The following is a 22,826-nucleotide window of genomic DNA, read 5'->3' on the forward strand; positions in this document are numbered from 1 at the left end:
GGAGTTCTTACAAGTTATGTTTAAAATTGAAGTTTTAACATTTCAATTATGTCTATATAGTATTCTTTTTCGTTTTTAAATTGAATTTTTTTTAAATTAGCTTAAATACCTAATCCCAATGGGCATAAAAGAAAAACAATCCGAAGAACTACTTCTCGAAGAAGACGTATTAAAACAAAATGAAATCGTTTTATTCAATGATGATGTCAATACCTTTGATCATGTCATTGATACCCTAATTTATGCTTGCGACCATGTGCCAGAACAAGCAGAGCAATGTGCTATTATTGTACATTATAAAGGGAAGTGTACTGTCAAAACAGGCTCTTATGATGATTTAAAACCACGTTGTTCTAAACTTCTTCAAGCTGGTTTAAGTGCTGAAATTGTATAAAAAAAGGTTGCAAATGCAACCTTTTTATTTTTGTATTGTTATCAAATTACAAAGTAGAAGGACAAACAAAATCTGTTGTTGGTAAATCCGTTTTCTTAATGGCACCAAAACCACCAGCGATATCCACAAGTTTGTCAAATCCTCTTGCTTTTAAAATCGAAGCAGCAATCACTGAGCGATAACCACCAGCACAGTGTATGTAATATGTTTTGTCTTTATTGACTTCATTCATTTTTTCATTGATAAAATCCAGGGAGAGATGTTGTGCATTTTCTAAATGCATGGATTGGTATTCACCATCTTTTCGCACATCAAGGATATTGATGTCATTTTCTTTTGCTCTATCTGCAAATTCATCGGCTGTTATAGACTCTAGGGTTTCAATGTCTTTTCCGGCAGCTTTCCATGCTTCAATGCCACCTTCTAGATAACCTAAAGTATTGTCATAACCCACACGAGATAATCGCGTTACGGCTTCAGCTGACTTGCCCTCTGGTACAACCAACACTATTGGTTGTTTTATGTCTGTAATCAGTGCACCAACCCAAGGAGCAAAAGAACCGTTGAGACCAATAAAAATTGAATTTGGGATATGGCCTTTTACAAATTCGCCCTGTGGTCTTACGTCTAAAACCAAAGCAGATTCATGATTTGCCATAGCTTCAAATTCTTCTGGGTTTAAAGGAATATCACCTGTATTTAAGACGGTGTCAAAAGCATCATAGCCTACTTTGTTCATCATGGCATTTTTTGCAAAATATTGTGGTGGTGGCGCGATACCATCAAGCACTTCTTTTATGAATTCTTCCTTGCTCATGTCCTCTCTTAAAGCGTAGTTGGTTTTCTTTTGCTCTCCTAATACGCCAACAGTTTCTTTGCTTAGGTTTTTACCACACGCAGAACCAGCTCCATGCGCTGGGTAAACAATAACGTCATCAGCCAAAGGCATAATTTTATGTCGCAGCGAATCATAAAGCATTCCTGCCAAATCTTCTTTTGTAACATCAGATTTTATGGCTAAATCTGGTCTCCCTACATCTCCTAAAAACAAAGTATCACCAGAAAATATAGCGTGGTCTTTACCGTTTTCGTCTTTCAATAAATAGGTAGTTGACTCTAAAGTGTGTCCAGGCGTGTGTAATACTTTTATGGTAAGTTTCCCTATTTTTAATTCTTCACCATCTTTAGCTGAGTGAATATCATACTCAGTAGAGGCTCCAGGTCCAAAAACTATGGTTGCACCAGTTTTCTTTGCTAAATCGACGTGGCCAGACACAAAATCAGCGTGGAAATGGGTTTCTAGTATGTATTTTATTTTTGCATTATTCGCTTTTGCTTTGTCTATATATTGTTGCGTTTCTCGTAATGGATCAATTATTGCAACTTCACCATCAGATTCAATATAATATGCACCTTGTGCAAGACATCCTGTATATAATTGTTCTATTTTCATATCTGTTGTTTTTTTGAATAGTACAAAGTTACAAAACTTCACACCTCTGTTTGTGACATTTATTACACAGCTTTAAAATAACTCTTTGTATATAATATAGATAGCCATTATAAGCGTAAAATAACCAAATCCTTTTTTGAGTTTTTTACCACTAATAAATTTTGAAAGGTAAACTCCTAAAACTATTCCTATAATAGATATCGCGGTAAAGAGTAGAAGGAAATTCCAATCGATGTCTATGTTTGGGATATCGCCAAGGAATCCAATTAAGGATTTTACAGCAATAATTAAAAGTGAAGTGCCCACTGCTTTTTTCATGGGCAACTTAGCTAAAAGTACTAATGCAGGAATTATTAAAAAACCACCACCAGCACCAACCAAGCCTGTAAGTATACCTACTACAAGTCCTTCTGCGGCAATGAGCGGATAATTAAATGATTGTATATCGTTATCAGTATTGGTTAATTCTTTACGCTTGTTTCTTATCATGGAAAAGCTTGCAAGTAACATTATCACTGCAAACAAAACCATAATAAATATAGAATTGGTAACAACAAAATCTCCGATACTAAGTACTTCCTCCGGAATCATCTGTACTAAATAGCGTCTGGTAAGATATACAGCTATAAAAGCTGGTACGGCAAAAATGACCGCCGTTTTTGCATCCACCAATCCCTTTTTAAAATTTTGAAATGCCCCAATTATAGACGTTACTCCTACCACAAAAAGGGAATAAGCTGTAGCTACAATAGGGTTCAGCCCAATAAGGTATACTAAAATAGGTACAGTCAAAATAGATCCTCCACCACCAATTAAGCCCAATACAAGCCCAACCACCAATGCACCAACATATCCTAATATTTCAGTGAATTCCATTTAGTGCGGTAGTTTGTCTTTTAGTAAGCCGTAAACATAAGTCCCTAATAGTGCAGCGGCTATGACGATTAATATTGAAAATACACCTGTACCAATTAGGATATACATTGGTCCTGGGCATGCACCAGCTAAAGCCCATCCTAACCCAAAAATGGTGCCTCCTATAATATATCTTGAAAACCCTTTCTGTTTTAAGGGGACTTTTAAAGTTGAGCCTTCCATCGTTTTTATCCTTCTGTATTTTGAAATCAATAGTAATATTACACCAGTTGCAACCGCAGTGCCAATGATGCCGTACATATGAAAAGACTGAAACTTAAACATTTCAAAAATGCGGTACCATGAAACGGCTTCAGACTTTACCAATACAATTCCGAATAAAATGCCGACTAAAAAAAACTTTATATACTTTCCCATTTTTAAAATAGTATTGGATAGATGAAATGAATCATAATTAAACCTCCTAAGAAAAAACCAACTACGGCAATAAGCGAAGGTAATTGCAAACTGCTTAGACCCGTGATAGCGTGCCCAGATGTACAGCCACCAGCATAACGCGTGCCAAACCCAACTAGAAAACCGCCAATGATAAGTATCAAAAAGCCTTTAATGGTAAAGACCGCATCCCAACTGAATAATTCTGGTGGTAGCAGACTTTTTCCTGCATTTTCAAAACCAAGTGTTTTCAAATCTTGAATTGTATTTTGACTCAAATCAATGTTGGTTGGGTTGGACAATAAAAAATGCGCAATAAAACCACCAAGAATAGCTCCAAGGACCACGACTAAATTCCAACGTTGACTTTTCCAATCAAACTTAAAGAACTCTACTTTTTTACCAGCTCCACCAATGGCACAGAGCGTTCTGAGGTTAGATGACATACCGAATGTTCTTCCGAAGTAGAGTAGAAGAAACATTACAATGGCTATTAATGGCCCAGATACGTACCAAGGCCAAGGTTGTAATATATATTCCATAGTTTTATTTTGAAGCAAAAATAGAGTTCTGTAGCTTAGTCAATGTTACAAAAGTTACTAAAAGTCTAAAACCGTAATTCTATTTCTACCGAGTTCAATTCTTTTTTCCTTTTCCAATTGTTTCAAAAGCCTAGAAATTACTACTCTAGAAGTATGCAAATCTTCAGCAATTTCTTGATGTGTTACTTTTAAAGTTTTGGAAGCCGTCAACTTAACTTGATCTTTGAGGTATTTATGAACGCGTTTATCCATTTTCATAAAAGCTAAGGTATCTATAGTTTCAAGCATTTCATCAAATCTAACCTGATAGCTCAACAAAATAAAGTTACGCCAGCTTTCATTGGTGTTAAACCACAATTTCATATTATCAATAGGTATCATTAATACCGAGACATCTTCATCTGCAACGGCTCTAATCTTACTTTTGGATTTAGCCATGCAGCAAGTCAATGACATTGCGCAAGTATCTCCGCTTTCTAAAACATAGAGCAATAATTCGTTTCCGTCTTCATCTTCGCGCAGTACTTTTATATTTCCATTGATTAAAAGTGGTATATAATTAAGGTCTTGCCCTATATCTATGATAATATCGTGTTTCTTGTAAGTTTTGGGCAAGGCAACACTTGCAATGCGCTCAAGAATGTCGGAATCAAATAAGTAATGAAACGGTTGAAGTGATTCTTTAGTAATCATGATTCAAAAATAAGGATTACAATTTTGAAATAAATAGTTTGGTTGTTTTTTAATAAATGTCTTATATTTGCACCCACTTAAAAACGGCCTCGTGGCGCAACTGAATAGCGCATCTGATTACGGCTCAGAAGGTTACAGGTTTGAATCCTGTCGAGGTCACGACTAAATCAACAAAAAGTTGAAAATAAAGCAAGCTAAGAAATATAGCTTGCTTTTGTTTTTTATAGAATTCACTAAATTTTTTATTATAATTCCTTAAAGACGATAAGGGATGTTTACCAGGTTCAATTTGTAATTGGTATATTTTATTTTTCAGTAACGAAAAATTATCCTATTTTAGAAAAACATTCCCAGACTACTTGCTATTTCTGCTTTTTAATTAATTAAAATGAAACTTGCTATTAACACTTTTTCCATAGTTTTTAAACTATGGTTTTCATTTATGTTTTGCATTTATGGTCTAAATGCTCAAATCACGTCATATCCTTATTTAGAAGATTTTGAATCCGGACCAGGAGGATGGACCGTACATGGAGCAAACACCTCTTGGGAATTGGGGGTACCATCTGCAACTTACATAAATTCTGCTGCATCGGGTAATATTGCTTGGGTAACGAATTTAAGTGGAGATCATTCTACTGATGAATTTGGCTGGGTAGAGAGTCCAGTTTTTGATTTATCAAGTTTAACGACACCTTATCTACAATTTAATTATTATTTGGATTGTGCTACGCCTGATGCTGCTACAATTCAAATATCTACTGATGAAGGTGCAAATTGGAATACTTTGATTAGTTCAGACGGAAACCCACCTTCTGGAACAATTATTAATTGGATGAATTATACAGGTACTATAGGGCCGCTTAGCACGAGTGGTTGGTCTAATTATTTTGACTATTGGAAAACAGCTGTTTACACTTTAGAGGATTTTTTAGGAGTGGAATCTATTAAATTTAGAATAGTTTTTGGATCTGATCATATAAACCAGTTTAATGGCTTTGCTTTTGATAGATTTCAAATCTCAGACACTTACTGTTATGCTGGTGAGGAAGAAGATTATTATAATAATGACCCAGATAGTAATTGGATTAGATGCATAGATAATGGCGAAAATGTTGATTTAAATGCTGTTGTTGATGATTTTTTAACTAATACAGGCAGAACACCAAATTTTGTAACTAGACGATGGGAATTCCTTAGTGGGCCTTTCGGGCCAAGGGGTCCTAAAGTTATTACGCTTAGCAATGATGACGATGACGCAGATTTTCCTAATACGGGATCTGGTTTAGGGCAACTCTTTACATTTAATTATATTGTTGAAGATGGTCAGTGCCAAGACAATGTAGAAATTAATATTTGTATGGACCCAGAGCCATCTGGTAGTTATGATGAAAAAGTTCTGTATATCTGTTCAGGCGAGTCTATAGAAAATGGATATGAGTTATTTAATGCTTTTTCTTTAAATGGTATCAGAGAAATTGCCGAAACTGATTTTTATGGGGATTTGGTATTAAAAACATGGTACGAAGATGTTGCATTTGGTAATGATGCCCAATATCCGATAGATGCCGAAGGTTTTTATGTATATGAAGACAACACATCTAACCAATTAGAAGCCGAAGTTGTAGAATTAGATTGCAGTGATAAAGATATTGAATTGTCATTTGCCAATGCCCAAAACACTACTGATGGAACTGATGATTTTTATGAAGTTGATGTTATGATAAAAACAACGACTCCGGGTAGTAGTTTTAAACTAGGGGATGGAAAATTATTTATTAGATATAATACTGATGCGTTTGGTACATTTGTAAATGCATATAAAAATGTTCAGATTACCCACCCTTCAGACCAAGGTTATATAGCTGGCCAAACTATAGACTCTGACCCAAATGTTAATGTCTATTCATCACTTTTCCCCCTAGATAACATAAATGGTGTAGCAGACCCAGAAAACATTACTGATAGTGATATTTTTAGATTTTCTTGGAGCTTTAGACAACTTTATAGTACAACTATGTTCGCGGCTGACAATGTCTCTAACACACCAGCCAAGTTATGCCGCATTAAAATAAAATATGAAGATTCTAGTTATGATCCACAATTAGTATTTGAAGGCTCTGGTATCTATGACAATAAGTTTACTACAGCTGCAATATGTGGTTGGGTAAACGGAGGGCCAGATATAACAGATTGCACAAGTGAACCTAAGACCTTGATAATTAATGACAACTTTAGCTCTGTACTATCAACCACAGACTATTCTACATTAAATAGTATAGTTTTGCATCCTAACCCTTCAAACGGAACTGTTAATGTTTCGGGGAATATGGGTTCATTGAATCGTATACAGGTGTTTTCGGTTACTGGTGCGCTTGTTAAGGAAGTTGAAACTACTTTGGATGTAATTGATATTTCAAATTTAAAATCTGGATTGTATTTCTTTAAACTTTTAGGTGATAATGCAACAAAAACTGTAAGGGTTATAAAACAATAAAAGAATAATTTAATAAAGATGAATCTACGTGGGTTTTTCATAATTTTTTATTGTCTAAGTGTAACTTTAATTACATCATGTTCTTCTCAAAAACCAAATCTTAGCTCTAATTCATGGAATCGTCATTTTAATTATGCAAAGATTCAATTAGATAGTAGTAAAGTAAAGGAGGCCCTTCCTCATTTAGAAAAGTCTTACATCATACTTAAAACAAAAAAACCTAGCAATAAGAACTTAGGTAAAGTGGCTGAGTTATTAGGAACAACCTATGTAAAAAACAAAAAAAGGAAAGAAGCCGTTGAATGTTATGCAACAGCTATTGAGTGTTTAGAGCTTAACAATCAAACCCACCTACCAAAATATTCAGAACTTTTATATGGTCTTGGGTTAAACTACCGTCGATTAGGGGATTATAAAAATTCTATTAATACGCTAAAAAAGCGTTTAAGTATTATAGAAGTTATTTTAGGTAAGGAGAATGTTGATTATGCCAAAACTTTGAATAGTATTTCTTATGCTTACAGGAAATTAGATAATTACGATGAGGCCATTTCGTATAACCTGAGATATGGGAATATAATGAAACTTGTTTATGGTGAAAACAGCTCAGAATATGCTAAGAGTTTGAGTTTGTTGAGTCAAATATATTGGTCTCAAGGTCAATTGAATAATGCTATCCCATTGCAGCGCAAAGTCATTACCATGTATCCAGAACGTGTAAGAGATACAAGCTATAATTATGCAGTTGCTATTTATACAATGTCTTTATTGTATAAAGATACCAATCAATATAAAAAGGAAATAGAACTTCTTAAGCAATTTAAGGAAATAATGCTAAGGACACCCAAATACCATAGGCACCTGATTAATGCCGATAATAATTTGGCCGTTGCTTACGATAATATAGGTGATTATCAAAAAGCCATTGGCATTATAAATAATGTTTTAAAGAATACACCAAAAGATGACTCTAATTACCCTAAAAGATTACAAAATTTGGCATATTATCAAGCCAGGCTTGGTGATTATACTAAAGCAATAGAAACCTACGATAAAGCTATAGAAGCTTGTAAAACTATTTATGATGTTGCACACTCTAACTATGCTCAATTAATTGATGCCAAGGGTCAAATGCATTTAAAAAAAGGCGAGTTTCTTAAAGCAGAGCAGCATTTTAGAGAAGCTATGTCCATTTTAGATAAAAACGAAGGCATCAAACAATCACATTCAGAATATGGGTTTTACTTAAATAATTATGCAAGGTCCCTATTAGCTTTAGAACGTTATGATGAAGCCATAGTTTCTATAAAAAAAGGGATAAAATTATCGGAAGGCAATTCAATACCAGATCCGGTTAGATATTACAGAAAGCAACAAGACTTAGCTGAAGCCTATATGAAAACGGAAAAATTCGATGAGGCTTTATCAATACTCAAAAAATATGAAACTGATGTAGCTCAACGACTAGGTAAAAGCCACCAAGATTATGGTGCTTATTTGAAAAACTTAGGGAAAGCGCATTTATTGAACTCAAATCATAATGAGGCATATAATTATTTTGATGCATCAAACACTATAACGATTAACCAAATAGACAAGGTTTTTAAATTTAGAACAGAAAAAGAAAACAAAGAATTCATGGAAATGCTAAGACCAGAATTTGATGAGTTGCAAGCATTGGCCATAGATAATAAAAAGTTAAGTTCTCAATTGATTTATATAAACTTAAACAACCAATTATTGCTAAAGAACTTGCTGTTATCACAATCCAAGCAAATAATTGAAAAGTTATCGGATAATACAGATTCTATAACAGCAAATATGATCTTTGAATACAGGCAACTAAAATCCAAAGTCTCAGAACTTGTTAGTTCCAGTATATCACAGAAAACCGAAACCTTAGATAGTCTCTATAACGTTCTTAATTCTAAAGAAGCAGAGTTAACGAAGTTATATGCTGAAAAATATGAGAATAACACCAATTTAAAAAAGGATTGGATTCTCTCAAAACAAGAGTTAAAGGAGGATGAAATAGCTATAGAATTTTCCAATTTTAGAAATACTAATGAGGACTCCCTAATTGATTCTTATTATGTTGCTTATCTGTATAAAAAAGATTGGGTACATCCAAAAATGGTTAGTTTGTTCAACGAGAGGGATCTTCTAGAACTCGTTAAAGACAAAAGCCCCAGTGAACTTTATAAAACAAGAGGTTCTAAAGCCAAAAGTATTTCAAATTTCGAAAGTATTTATCATTTAATTTGGAAACCTCTAGAGGCTGAACTTGATAATATAAATACGATTTATTTTTCACCAAGTGGTATTCTCAACCAAATACCATTTGGCGCACTTGCTGTAGATGGTAACAAAAGACTTATAGACAAATATGATTTAATAAGGTTAAGTAGTACAGGGAAACTACAAGAACGATCAAAAAAACTGATTCCTAATGATATACTTATTTATGGTGGGATAGAATATGATTACGCTAAAAATGGTAAAATGCTAGATAGCACATTGCTAAACATTAAAGAGTTAGAAAGTTTTAAATCTAGTAAAACAAGTAATACTAAAGGCGATTTTTGGGATTATTTGCCTGGAACGCTAAACGAGGTTGAGTCACTAAAATCTAACTTTGACAATTATGGAGTCTCATATCAAATGTTTTCTGGTAAAGAAGCTTCTGAAGAAACGTTCAAAAACTTAGATGGCAAAAGCCCTAAAATAATTCATATAGCTACACATGGCTTTTTCTATGAGAACTATAAACAAAACAATACCGATTACGCAGCACAAGGTAAATTGAGTCCTTATACATATTCAGAAGATCCACTTTTGCGTTCTGGACTGATTTTAGCCGGTGGAAATTATGCATGGAAAAACGGAATTAACCCTTATGAACAAGAAGATGGTATTCTAACATCCTTAGAAATTTCCAATCTCAATTTATCTAATACAGATTTGGTGGTTTTAAGTGCATGCGAAACAGGTTTGGGCGATATAGATGGCAGTGAAGGTGTGTACGGTTTGCAGCGTGCTTTTAAAATGGCTGGTGTGGATCTTATAATGATGAGTCTTTGGGAAGTGCCAGACAAAGAAACCTCTGAGTTTATGCAGATATTTTATGATAAGTGGCTTGGCGGATTAAATATAAGAACTGCCTTTAACCAAACTCAGCGTACCATGTCTATAAAATATGCTAAAAGCCCAGAGAAGTGGGCGGCTTTTGTTTTATTTGAATAATAAATTAATAGTTAAGATTAGCTCTTCCTGTTATACTTTTAAACTTCAGATAAAGACGATCTGATTATTGTTCTGTTAATGACATTCCAATTTTAATTCATGCAGTTGAGATTGCCTTTATATGTAACTTCCTATTACTTTTGGTATACGATTATGCTTATTCTATTTAAAAGACTACCAATTTTGGCAACCTTTTTGTTATTTATAGCTAGTAGATAATAAATTTAGTATTTTGTTAAATATTAATTTATAAATTACATATCCTAAAGTTCTAAAATATGAAAAAAGTAATCTCATTGCTATTGTTATTGCTTATATGCTCTTGCAAAGTACACCAAAGATCAAATATTCAATCTAACGAAGAGTTTGTTGTAGAAATGAAAAGAGCAGACACTAGAGGAGGATTAATAGAAACCGTTCTACAAGGTGTGTTCTTTGGGGCATCGTATTTAGCGGATAAAACATCAGAGTCTTTAGTTAGCAGATATTCTCAGTCACTATCTATAAATAACTACTATAACTCGGATTTAGGTAGTGTAGAAAAAACATTTAAAGAGATTCATATAAAAAAATATTCTAAACCTAATAACCCAGAAAAGAAAGCGCAAATAACATCTATTGTACAAAATGATTTTAGTGCAATGCCAAAATCTAGAGGTGCATCAGCATCACTCAGTATGGATGATGTTATAAGAGTAGAAGAAGATGATTTATTAAATTTTTATGCTGTAATTGAATTGATAAGTGATCCACAAAATCCAGGTATAACGAGGCTAAGTTTTAATGAGTTGAGAGTCTTCTTTTCTAAAACTAAGGTGTACACCGATGAAGATTTAAACGCAAAAATTTCAATTTTAATTGAAGGTCAATGGAGAGGTGATGATGGAACTCCATTAAAGGCTACATTAATTGAGCAAGAATACGATTTTAAAAATCTTAAATATGGAGCTGATAATTTAATTGATAAGCCCATATTATCTCCTTGGTATTATGATATCCCGATCACTACTCAACTAGATGATAACGATAACTATGGAGTCGTAAAGATAAATGTAAGGCTAGAAGAATATGAAGGTAATAAGAGTAAGTATATCAATAAATTACCAAGTATGCTTAGCGATAATAAAGATGCTATAATTTCTGATGGCGCTTCTGCAATCGAAAAAATCACAAACTAATTGAAAAAAATATCCGCTGTTAAAGTGTTGTACAGAGATGCATTGCTATGTACGGTAATGACATTTATAATTGCCGGTATATTATATTATGCATTTGTAAACCTTTCTATCTTAGACCCTTTTGAAAAGGCTTTCAAGGATTTTAAATTTACAGACATGTATTATTCTGAGCGCATAAATAAAGCGCAACGAAACAACAAAATAGTTATAGTAAACATTAAACATGCTGATCGTTTTCAAATAGCAGAGGTTATCAATAAGATTAGTGAAAGCCGACCACGTGTTATAGGCCTGGATATTATTTTTGAGGATAGAAAAATGGAATTTTCAGACTCTTTGCTCAAAGCAGCTATTTCATCTAAGGATAATATTGTAACGGCTTATTTTCACGAGAATGATTCAATTGTTAATAATCATAAATACTTCCAATTTAACGACGAAGATAAAGGGTATATCAATTTAGACTTAAAAGGGCAAAATACCGTTATAAGGGATTTTTTAGGCGTAAAGGGAAAGGATAACAAGGAATTTGCTTTTTCCACGCAATTGGCATTAAAAGCAGGCTATATAGATGAGGCCTATGCTTTAAAGGAATTTAAAGTTCCAATTCCAATAAACTACATTGGTAACAAGGATGTTTTTTTAAGTTTTGATTTTGAAAAAGTGTTGAGTTCTCAACAAATTCCGGCTTTTAAAGATGCAGTTGTAATACTTGGATATCTAGGTGATGAGAATGTAGCCTATGATATTGAAGATAAACACTTTACACCACTAAACGAAGAATGGGTTGGTAGAGCAGTGCCAGATACATTTGGAGTCATTATACACGCCAATATTCTAAATATGCTCTCTAAACAGAATTTACTCTATAGAATCTCTAAATTCACCACCTATTTATTATCTTTTGTTGTTTGCTTTTTTACTATATTCTTTTCCATGAAACTTTACGTTAAAAATGGTTTTGTTTTTGACCTCTCAGAAAAGATCATTCAATTACTACTTTCTGTAATTTTAGTGTATTTGGCTTTATTATTGTTACAAGCTAATATATATCTAAGTGTGGTGCCAATGATACTGTTATCGGTACTGGGAATAGAAATGATAGATTACTATGAGCATTTAGTTAAATACCTTAATAAAAAATTTAAATGGGAAAGTCGTTTATCTTAATAATAATCTTCTTTTGCACTGCAATGCTAAGTGCCCAAGACAGTCTTTGTGTGTTTAAGACCAACTCTGGCATTATAGCAAAAATTGACGGTAAAAAAAGACCTTTAAACAAAGGAGATTTTTTAAATGAGAAAAGCACTATATATGTTAGCTCACCTTCAGAAATTATGCTTATAGATTCCCAAGGAGACGCTTTTAATATAGAAGATGTTGGTACCTATACTTATAAAAGCATAATCCAAAATAAAGCCATTGAAGATCAAAAATCATTGACCTCAAAATATTTTAAACTCATATGGGATGAGTTATTAAAACGTAAGTCTGGCAAAACGATTATTGGAGGCGTTTTTAGAGGAGACGTACTTATGAAATATCCTAGAGATAGTACTAAAACAGCAAGTTCTAAATTAACTTTAAGTTGGAAAACTCAGGATGAGGCTTCACAATATTATGTGATTATAAGACCTAAGAATTCTGAAGAGGTGCATAAATTTGCAACAAATGGTAATACATTAACACTCTATAATGACAATCCCATTTTTGCTGAAGGAAATGAATTTGAATGGTCTGTAACCACATTAGAATTCCCAAATCTTAAGAATATACCTTTTTATGCTTTCACATTAATTGAAAGATCAGAATACGAAGCACTGAAATCTAGCTATAAAGATTTGATAAAAGACTTAAAAGTACTTGGTTTATCGAGTACAGAAATAGAAGAATCTATTTGTGAGACTTATGGGATTTGTAAAAAGTAGAAGTAATGTTAAAAAATAGGTTAGTCTTTTTTGTTCTTTTGGCATTCTGTATAAATGCAACTGGTCAAGAGACATTTTTAGAGACACCTCATGTAATAAATGATTTACTCTACAATCCCAGTAGTAACGAGATTATTTTTGCCAATGATGTATCTCTTTATTTTGCAGATTATGAGACGTTAAAGGTTAAAGATTCGATTCAACTTATAAATATTAAAAATAAATATATCAGTAGCTTTGAGTATTTAGACACACCGCAACCACTTATCATAATTAAGACTAGAACCAAAGGAAAATTTTATAGAAATTTTTTCGAATATCCTGAAGACTCTACCTACTTTTATAACCGTACACAACGAAAAATAGCCAATAAATTAGCAGGTAATTTTTATGTCTCCTTTAATTATATAAACCCAATGATAGCTACTATAGGCTTGAATAAATACTACGATTACAAAGATGATTATGGTAATGTAAATAAGTCTCCAGCAGCTGGTGAATTACAAGCTTTACCAGATCGCAAAGTAGTTCCTTCCAGTGGTGTTGTTAGAAATATTAAGGTAAATAATGAAGGTGACAAAGTAGCTATTGTTTATTACAAGTATTTTGGTGCAGAAGTTTCTCATGATCATATTTTAGAGCTAAGAAGCTTACCAGATTTGGGTTTAATAAATTCTAAAAAATTAAAGGATAGAACTACTTCTATTTATTTCTCTGAAAAGGATGATTTCATAGTCTTGAAAAAGGATGCTAACCCAATGACTAGTGATTCGTCATTATCTACAGAAGAGTATTTTCAAGTGTTTAATGCATCTAACCTTGAAGAGATATCAGAATTACCAAAAGACTTAAAGATAAAAGGTGCAATAGAGAATGGTACCGTTTGGAAACAAGTTAATAGTGAGATCATTAATGAGGATTTCACGACTAAGAAAAAGAAACAACAAATATGGTCTAACCTTACGCCTTTTTCTGTTATCGATGGATTTGTAAAGACTGGCAATGGGCAAGTTTTGTTGTACGGAAACAAAGGCTATGGTTTAGCAGGTGAAAAACATGGAATATTTAAGTTCCAACTAAAAGACGAGGCTATATATTCTGAGGTGAAGACAGTGAGTGAAATTGACTCACTTTATAATCCATTAGATGCTAAAATAATGGATAATAAGGTTGCTGTTAATGCAGTACAATTTAGCCCAAAAAACAACTTGCTCTTAATTGAAGATAGCCCAAAGTATGAACTCAATGGATTTCAAATATGGTCGTCATTAGACAAAATGAAACTCTACGACATTGAGTTTTCAGAAAATATAAATCCCTTTTTAGATAATGAAGGTAAATATTGTCTCATTTTTGAAGAGTATCAAGGCAAGAATTATGGTGACTTCAAATTAAAGGTTTTAGATATAGAAACAGGTATTGCTAAAGTAAATCTATTTGTAGGTGCCGATTTTAAAGGCTTAAACGCAAAATGTCACAATCTAAAAACTAAAAATAATGAATGGATATGCAGTGATGGTTATGCTAAATTTTGGATAATAGATACAAATGACCTATCAGTAAAACTATTAACCGATTTGTCGAACAGCAAATATTACAGAACAGATGTTGAAACTTTTAGAGGCATTCCAGATAGCGATAAGGTATTAGTAGCATTACAAAGTGTTAATGTAGCGCCAAATCATAATGTAACAGAATCTCATTTCGAGGGCTATAAAATTTTAGATGCCAATAGTGGATATTCTCATGATGTATCAGTGCTTAAAGATAAAACTGATGTTTTTCCGCTCAGTGAAGCTGTTTTTATTTTAAAGGACAAAAAGAATTTAGAGATATACAATAAAGACTCTGGTAATATAAGTTCTATTTTAGAACTAGAGAGTAATACTAAAATTTCAAAGGTCCTTCAATTAGACAACAGAGTAGATATAGGTATTGACAAAACAGATAGGTATTCAGATAGTCTTACTATTGTTAGTTACCATTTAAAAAACTCATCAATAATTGAAACATATAAAATTCCTTCATCATACGGTTTATATAAAACCTATGAAGGACTTAACTATTTTTTATATAACGATGCTTATTATACCTTTAATAAAGACTTAAATGCCAGGGTAAGATGGAATAATCATAAACCTAAGTTTACACAGCCTCACGACTTAATTATAAACAAAGAGGGAAAACTTCTTTATAGAGGAGAGTGGATTATAAACTTAGAGACTTTAGAAGTTGAAGATAAACTTCTGAGCTTTACCGATAACGTACTTTTAGATAATAATAGAATTCTTATGCTAGATAATATTGGCGAGGAATTCGACTCTAAAAATCATAAATTTAGGATTGTAAGTGCCAAAAACACAGATTCAATTTTATGGGAAAGTAAGACTATAAAAATAGCGTATAATGAAAATCCCAATACAAGAGTCTGGACAAATGATAAGAACTATATTTTGTTCTATAATAATTCTCAACTTGTCGAGAAGCAAAATATTTACTTAATAGATTTAAAGAATAAGAGGTTAATTTCTAAAAGGGTAAATCAAAAAATAAAGAAAGCGGTATTTGCAGAAGAATCAAATAGAATTGCATTAATACCACATTCTAAAGATTTTCAAAAGAATGATAAAAGTAGATTACATAACCTATCAGATTTAAAATTTGTTAAAGAACTCAATACCAAATATGATGATGAAATAGATATGAATAATTATATCTATACAGACTACGAGTTTTTAATTCATAATGTAATTAATGATGATTCTGTCGTTGAGAAAAAAACGTATTATGCAAGACAATCGCTAACAACTTCAAAATACTTAAAAAGTAAAAATATAATTGTAGCAGGCACAGACAATGGTTCTTTAGTATTTTGGGATCTAGATATTAGTTCTCCAAAGCATGTAGAAAAAATTTCTGATTCAGAAATTATTGGTATTACTCAAGTTAAAAACCAATTATATGTTTTAAGCAAAGATTCAGGAATAAGCGTAGTTAATTTAGACAATTTAGAACTAAAGGTTACATGTAAAATCTTTGAGAAAGATGAATATATTAGCCTGGTGTGGATCACACCAAATGGTTTCTTTAAAGCAAGTAAGTCAGATATTAGAAATTTTCATTTTGTTAGAAAAGGAAAAGCATTACCACTTGTAGATTACGAGGTGTTTTTAAACAGACCAGATTTAATAATGGAAAATCTTGGTTTTGCTTCACCAAAATTATATGGTTTGTATAAGGAAGCCTATTTAAAACGATTGACGAGAAATGGTTATGATGAAAGCACTGATATTTTTAGTCTAAATAGACCAAAACTAAAACTATTGAATAGAGCTCAAATTCCTATACTTTCTGAATATAAGCAACTAAACTTAAACATTGAAAACACATCAAAGGCAAAGGAATTATTGGTTTATATTAATGGAGTGCCCACTAATAAAGAGGTTATAAGTGATAAACAAGAAATAAATATTTCAATTGATTTAAATAATGGAATTAATCGAGTTTCAATCTTAACTAAAAATGAAATCGGTTTAGAATCAGATCCAGTTACTTTTGAAATTACGAGTACTGCACCACGGACTAAATCTAAATTATATTATATAGGTATTGGAGTATCTAAGTACCAAGATAGTTCTATGAATCTCAGGTATGCAGATAAAGATGTAGAACGAATAAGTGAGGTTTTAACTTCTAAATATGAGGATAGATCTTACTCAAAAAAATTACTCAATGAAGATGTGAATAAAACAGATGTAAATGAGTTAAAGACTGTATTACAAACTACAGATATTGACGATACAGTTATAATATCATTCTCAGGTCATGGACTAATAGGAAAGGACAACGAGTTTTACTTTGCTACGTACGATATGGATTTTGATGCTCCAGAAAAACATGGAATTTCTTATACAGAAATACAAAATCTTTTAACGGATATACCAGCGCGCAGAAAGTTATTATTAATAGACGCTTGTCATAGCGGAGAGCTCGATACAACTGATAACAATAAGACCTTAGAGACAAAAGTAGTAGAGCATATTCCTGAAGGAGCAAAGGGTAGCAAAGCTAAAAGTAAAGGAGCAACAAATAAAGAAACGTTTAGGCTTATGCAAACCCTATTTTTCGATAGCGATAGAGGTAATGGTGCTTATGTAATTTCGGCAGCAGGAGGTTCTGAATTTGCCTATGAAGATGACGAATGGAAAAATGGAGTGTTTACCTATAGTTTTATAAATGCGCTTAATGATTTAGGTTACGATACATGGAGTGGAGAAGAAGGAATACCAATTTCTAAATTGAAGACCTATGTCTATGAAAAAGTAAAAGAGCTAACCAATAATATGCAACGCCCAACCTCTAGAGCCGAAAATTTAGAGTGGGATTGGGTTTTAGAATAGCTTGAGTGTTTACTCAATCAACACAAAAGCAGCCCATTTATCTGGGTTGTTCGGATATAAATTATTCATTTTTCTCTGTGTTTCATTAAATGCTTGCCGAATTGCATTATTTTCTAGCCATAATTCATAAAAACTGGTCATAAATTCTGCAGTTTCTATATCTGGTACTTCCCATAAGCTCATTAGTATCATGTTTGCACCAGCCATTTTAAATGCGCGTTGTAAACCATACACCCCTTCATTTCCTCTAATATCACCAAGGCCAGTTTCACAGGCACTTAATACGACTAAATCGGTTTGAGATAAATCTAAATTAGATATCTCTAAAGCCGTTAATATCCCATCTTCTTTTTCATAAGGATTATAACCATTTTGCCATGCATAGTCGGCACCTGCTAATATCAATCCCGAGCGCAGCAATGGGTTGCTAGAGCTTTTATATTCATTGGTTTTTGTGGTACTGCTATCTGAAGAATTTTCATAGAAGAAACCATGTGTAGCAATATGCAGAATATTAGGGCTATTACCGCTTAAGTTTTTTATAGCCTTTTCATCGGCAGCTTTACTGGTTAAATAATTGGATGTTTTGCCTTTTAAATTGAATAAGGTTGTTAAATTTTCTATTTCATCTTTGGTGCCTTTTAGATATGGCCAATTTTCATTTTCTCCTCTAATACTATTTCTACTTCTCAGTCCTGGTAGTGTAGATTGTTTTGCCATTGGCTTTCCGTCGGAATTATAGCTATAATCAACACCACCAATAAAAAGAGCGGTTTCAGATCTGGGTTGTTTAAGGTCTCTTTTAATTGAGGTAGAGCTATTAACTTGTATAAGATTAAATCGTTCGGTAAGTAATTTGTCTTCAGTGTTTTTCAATGCAGCTAGGGCAATTTGATGTAACATACCATCAGGTGAAAAATAAATTGTTTTTATGCCTTCTAAATGCTTTTCAAGAGGTTTAATGATTAGGTTGTAAAGGTCTTCAGTAGTAGTATTGTTAATTCTATGTGCTTTTGAACCCCTGGAATTATCCATTCCCTTTGTTGAAGTATTTTTTATAATATGTTGTAATTGCTTTTCTTCAAACAATGGGATCACTTCTAGTGAAGCATTTGGGTGCTTTTTAATAAGATGAGCCACATAAAGGGTGCTATCAATCCATTTCTCATTAAAATAGTTGAATCTTACAAACTCAATGGCTATTTCCTTTTCTTTGAGTTGTATACGTCTCCATTCGCGTTTTAAGGTAAAATCTTCACGAAAATTTCTTCTGTGGTATAATACTAATTCAGATTCTAAACCAATTAAACGACCCTGCATGGTTAAAAGCTGATTGCTTCTGTCTTTTTCATTAAGACTTAGTTGAAAGGTGGTAAAATCTTTGAGGTTTCTATATTCTCGTATTTTTTTATTTATAATATCATCATTTAAGCTTTCTAGGTTTTTGATAATATCCTTAGATGAATTTAATAAAGCTCCTTTTACCAAAAGAGCGTTATTAGTAATTATATGATTAAAGCTTTTGTATCTGTAATTGGTTTTGTAAGCAAATGAATGAAATAAATTTATAAATGGTAAAATGTTATTTTCGAGAAATGTAGCACGTTCATCTTCGAAGCGGTATTGAAATGCTTGTTCGGTTTGTTGTAATATGTTTTCGTCGGCACTTTTAAATGTTGGTATTATTGCTTTAGGATTTTCAAAACTGAGGTAATATTCAGAGAGTTCTTTAAAGGAATTGGTGTAGGTTAATTGTTCTTTTTTTAAATCGTCATTTCTTATTTTAAAAATTTCAATATTTGTTGCTAGTTCGTTGTCATAATCATTTAAGAACTTGTAATAAAAATTCAACTTATTTAATATGTTGAATTGGTTTCTATTAGAATCTTTAAAATTTTCAAAAGCAAAACTTTTAGCCAATTCTCCTTTTCTTATAGCCTCATGCAGTTGGCCGTTTTTGGCTAATTCTGCAATTTCTGTTATTTGCTGATCAAATTGCTGTTGAAGTGCTTCTTTAGATTGTGCAGAAACTGCATGTGTAATTAATAGAATTATTAAAAGATTAAAGTACTTCATAGTATTTTATCTTAATATGGAACACCAAAAATTGAGAAGGCAGCCCAATATTTTGGATCATCATTAACTTCATTTTTATATTTTAAAATTGCATTTCTAAGCGCTTCATGAGGCATTAACTCTTTAGCAATTTCTAACTCATTAAAAAAGAACTTCATTAGCGTTGCGGTTTCACTATCGCTTATATTCCAAAGACTCATTAATACGTGTTGTGCGCCAGCAATTTGAAATGCTCTTGCTAATCCAATAATACCTCCTTTATGAGATTTTCCTAAACCTGTTTGGCACGCGCTTAGGACCACCAGATCAGCTTGGAGTTTACAGGTATGTCTAATATTCATAATCTCCCTTAACGATAGATAGGATTTATCTGTCTTATTATCTGCGAGTACCAAAAAGCTATGATCCATAGGTTGCTCAGAATTGGATATACCATGAGTAGCAAAATATAATAAGTCGTACTCGCAAATATTTTCTAATGTATTTTCTTTAGTAGCCTCTTTGCTATTCAGCTGTTTAAATAGCGTTGGATTTGAGTTTTTGATGATATAATCTACTTCTTCTTCCGCACCTGGTAAATCGGGAAACTCCCAGTCTAAATTATCAGGATATTTTGGATTCGCTACAAATAGGGCATTTTCCCATTTGTAAGTAACCTCATTAATCCTCTCATTAAACTTAGTGGTGTTTCTATCACTAGAAAGCATAAGCTCAAATAAGTTCGGAGCTATAGAATAACTCATTTTTTCTATTAAATAAGACTCCTCATCCGAATATCGTTCTTTAACTTTAAATGCCGAAAAAGGCAAGGTTGCAATATTGAATGTTGGTACTATTATAAGGTGGTTAAAATTACCTAATCCTAATTCTGGTGGTAAAAGGATTTTATTAAGTTCTGTAAATGAATCTTCTAAATTAGTGTCAGATACGGTTTTAGCTTTTGCACCTCTTAGCTTTGGTGCTCTGTTAAGAAAGTTTGATGAAAATAAGAGATTGGTATTAGTTACATGATTCTGCAATGTCACTGAATCTATTACTACTTTACTCTCAGCATAAGCCACGTTACCATAACCTTTAGAAAACAAACTCAGCTTTAAACTATTATCGTAATAAGTGTAAACTAAGATTCCGACATTTTTGTATAAATATTTATCTAATACCGATTTTAATAAGCGGTCATCAAAGTTGTCTGTTTCTATCCAATCTTGGGGAGCTCCCCTGACATTGTATAGTGCTCTAATGTTTTCTTCATGTTTTTTTATAATATCTTTTATTTCGTTTGTAAGAAGCTCATCTTCTTGTCCGAATGAGGCAAGGTTAAAAGCGAAAAAAGCAACAAGTGATAGTAGGAAGAGTTTCATGATACATTAATTTAAAACTTTAAGTAAAAAATCGCCTCTTGGATGATGCCTTCCAAACTCTTTTAAAATTGGAGTTGTGGCATTTCCTCTTACATAAGAGTATATTTTACCAGGCGACAGGAAGTCGTCTTCATTTTCTAACGCGGTTATTAACTTATCTGCAAATGGGGAATGGTCTAAAGAATTATTCCAATAATCAGGGACTTCATATTTGCCAGATGCCAAAACTATTCTAGCATAGTTTTCATCAGTTTCTTGTATGAATTCTTCAATAGATTTATCAAATTTTGTGTTGCTATAGTTCTCAGCTACCAAATCTGCATTATTTAACTCAAAACTGGCTCCATAACATACATCGAAAATTGAGAATACCTGTTTTGCCTTAACTCCATCTAAAAGCCTGTTTATTTTAGCCATTGATAAGTAACTATCTAATGTGTAGTCCTCACCTAGGTCATTACTATCCTTAAAAACCAAATAACCATCAGAAAAGGATTCACTGTAGTAACCATGGCCAGCAATAAAAAAGATAAGCTTATCGTTTCCGTCAATTTTAGAGTTGAATTCAATAAAACTTTTTAAAACTTCAGTTTTATTTTTATTAAAGACACTTTTAGTTTTAACATTGAATTTTGTTTCGAGAATATCAGCAATTTTTTTTGCATCATTGATTGGGTTTTTTAGATTATTCCAATCTGCCATACCATCGTATTCATTTGTGGCAATTACAAAAGCGTATACATCCTGAGTACCTTCGTCTAAAGTTTCTGTTTTGGTATTGTTATTTTTTGCTTTTGATCCTCTAGAGGCGGCTTTCTGAGTGATTCTTAGAAAGATATCCCTATAATCAGATTCATTATAGATTTTTACATAGTCTGGATTATCCATTTCGCAATAGCGTTGCGCATTCAATAAATTGAGTTCAAATGCTCTAAAGTTTGATGAAATTAAATGTAGATTTGGACTTGATAATATAAAATCATAAAGTCTTCCATTCTTTATCTCTCTATCATTGCAACTTCCACCTTCAAAACCAGGTCCTTTAGTAGTAATGATTACTCTATTTCTATCAGTGCCTTCAATTATTTGTGGGTTTGATTCAAAAAGATTATAAACCAAATTAAGACCAAAGGCTTTACCATAGCCAGCTTCTGATATGACGTATTGATTTTCTGAAGCAATTTGCTCCATTAAATGCGCTATTTCAGCCAATGGGATAAAACCTTTAGTTATAGAATCATCAATACCAATGACCGTTCTTAAAGGAGGATCATTTGAGTTGATATATGGTAATAAAAATGTTTTACCTTCTATAGATTGAACGGATACTCCACTGTAAGAGAAAATAAAATCATCTTGTGGTTTAGCTCTTTTGATTATATCTAAGAAAGTGTTTTTTATATTTTCCTTGGTAGCGTCTTCATTAATTAATATAAGCGAGTGCACATTCTTAATTATTTTTTTAGCGTTCCTTCTATATTCGAGGAGTTTAGTTTTATTATTAGTTTTTTTATAATGCTCTAGTTTTTCTTGTTCTAATTTTAAATCAGAGCGTATTTTATTATTAAAATCTATTGCATCTTTAGCGCAATATTTAAAATCGTATTCATAAGCACTTGTTTTATCTATACCAACAGAGATGATATATAAATCGCCAATAGGCAAATTTGGGTCAACGCCTGGCTTGATGAGTAACGAAATATAAACAAGCATTAAGGATTTATGAAATTGCATGACTAAAATTTATATT

Annotated in this window: 15 protein-coding genes and 1 tRNA gene; 8 read left to right on the forward strand and 8 right to left on the reverse strand. The window is 32.4% G+C overall.

Annotated features, from left to right (window positions below):
- Positions 1–118 precede the first annotated feature (118 nt).
- Positions 119–394 (forward strand): ATP-dependent Clp protease adaptor ClpS, encoded by a 276-nt coding sequence (locus F1003_RS14960; RefSeq protein WP_155090248.1) that lies wholly within the window; start codon positions 119–121, stop codon positions 392–394.
- Positions 395–440: 46 nt separating this feature from the next.
- Here F1003_RS14960 and F1003_RS14965 read toward each other — a convergent pair whose 3' ends face one another.
- From F1003_RS14965 to F1003_RS14985, 5 genes are all read right to left on the reverse strand, one after another.
- Positions 441–1,847, reverse strand: a complete 1,407-nt coding sequence (locus tag F1003_RS14965) for an MBL fold metallo-hydrolase (RefSeq protein WP_155090249.1) — start codon at positions 1,845–1,847, stop codon at positions 441–443.
- Between the two features lie 72 nt (positions 1,848–1,919).
- The gene (locus F1003_RS14970) at positions 1,920–2,723 is read right to left on the reverse strand and encodes a sulfite exporter TauE/SafE family protein (protein WP_155090250.1); all 804 of its coding nucleotides are present in this window, start codon (positions 2,721–2,723) and stop codon (positions 1,920–1,922) included.
- Positions 2,724–3,140 (reverse strand): DUF6691 family protein, encoded by a 417-nt coding sequence (locus F1003_RS14975; RefSeq protein WP_155090251.1) that lies wholly within the window; start codon positions 3,138–3,140, stop codon positions 2,724–2,726.
- Positions 3,141–3,142: 2 nt separating this feature from the next.
- Complete coding sequence (locus tag F1003_RS14980) at positions 3,143–3,700, reverse strand: YeeE/YedE family protein (RefSeq protein ID WP_155090252.1); 558 nt, start codon at positions 3,698–3,700, stop codon at positions 3,143–3,145.
- A gap of 57 nt (positions 3,701–3,757) precedes the next feature.
- A complete protein-coding gene (locus F1003_RS14985; RefSeq protein ID WP_155090253.1) occupies positions 3,758–4,393 on the reverse strand; it encodes a Crp/Fnr family transcriptional regulator in 636 nt (211 codons plus the stop codon).
- 85 nt (positions 4,394–4,478) lie between these two features.
- Here F1003_RS14985 and F1003_RS14990 point away from each other — a divergent pair.
- The 7 genes from F1003_RS14990 to F1003_RS15020 all read left to right on the forward strand — a co-directional run bounded on the left by F1003_RS14990 (position 4,479) and on the right by F1003_RS15020 (position 17,639).
- A tRNA-Arg gene (locus F1003_RS14990) sits at positions 4,479–4,552 on the forward strand.
- A gap of 229 nt (positions 4,553–4,781) precedes the next feature.
- Entirely contained in the window at positions 4,782–6,890 is a 2,109-nt protein-coding gene (locus F1003_RS14995) for a T9SS type A sorting domain-containing protein (RefSeq protein ID WP_155090254.1), read from the forward strand.
- Between the two features lie 243 nt (positions 6,891–7,133).
- Positions 7,134–10,133: a CHAT domain-containing protein gene (locus tag F1003_RS15000; RefSeq protein ID WP_162306994.1), complete on the forward strand. Its 3,000-nt coding sequence runs from the start codon at positions 7,134–7,136 to the stop codon at positions 10,131–10,133.
- A gap of 278 nt (positions 10,134–10,411) precedes the next feature.
- Positions 10,412–11,311, forward strand: a complete 900-nt coding sequence (locus tag F1003_RS15005; RefSeq protein WP_155090256.1) for a hypothetical protein — start codon at positions 10,412–10,414, stop codon at positions 11,309–11,311.
- Positions 11,312–12,481 (forward strand): CHASE2 domain-containing protein, encoded by a 1,170-nt coding sequence (locus F1003_RS15010; RefSeq protein ID WP_155090257.1) that lies wholly within the window; start codon positions 11,312–11,314, stop codon positions 12,479–12,481.
- 50 nt (positions 12,482–12,531) lie between these two features.
- Positions 12,532–13,239: a hypothetical protein gene (locus F1003_RS15015; protein WP_162306995.1), complete on the forward strand. Its 708-nt coding sequence runs from the start codon at positions 12,532–12,534 to the stop codon at positions 13,237–13,239.
- Positions 13,240–13,244: 5 nt separating this feature from the next.
- Positions 13,245–17,639: a caspase family protein gene (locus F1003_RS15020; protein ID WP_155090259.1), complete on the forward strand. Its 4,395-nt coding sequence runs from the start codon at positions 13,245–13,247 to the stop codon at positions 17,637–17,639.
- Between the two features lie 9 nt (positions 17,640–17,648).
- On the opposite strand, the gene F1003_RS15025 is transcribed toward F1003_RS15020, so the two are convergent.
- The 3 genes from F1003_RS15025 to F1003_RS15035 are packed head-to-tail and all read right to left on the reverse strand — an operon-like array spanning position 17,649 to position 22,810.
- On the reverse strand, positions 17,649–19,715 hold the full coding sequence (locus F1003_RS15025; protein ID WP_155090260.1) for a CHAT domain-containing protein: 2,067 nt from the start codon (positions 19,713–19,715) through the stop codon (positions 17,649–17,651).
- Between the two features lie 11 nt (positions 19,716–19,726).
- Positions 19,727–21,076, reverse strand: a complete 1,350-nt coding sequence (locus F1003_RS15030; protein ID WP_155090261.1) for a CHAT domain-containing protein — start codon at positions 21,074–21,076, stop codon at positions 19,727–19,729.
- A 6-nt stretch (positions 21,077–21,082) separates the two neighbouring features.
- A complete protein-coding gene (locus F1003_RS15035) occupies positions 21,083–22,810 on the reverse strand; it encodes a caspase family protein (RefSeq protein WP_155090262.1) in 1,728 nt (575 codons plus the stop codon).
- Between the last annotated feature and the right edge of the window lie 16 nt (positions 22,811–22,826).

The sequence above is a fragment of the Winogradskyella ouciana genome, from assembly GCF_009709615.1.
GTDB lineage: Bacteria > Bacteroidota > Bacteroidia > Flavobacteriales > Flavobacteriaceae > Winogradskyella > Winogradskyella ouciana.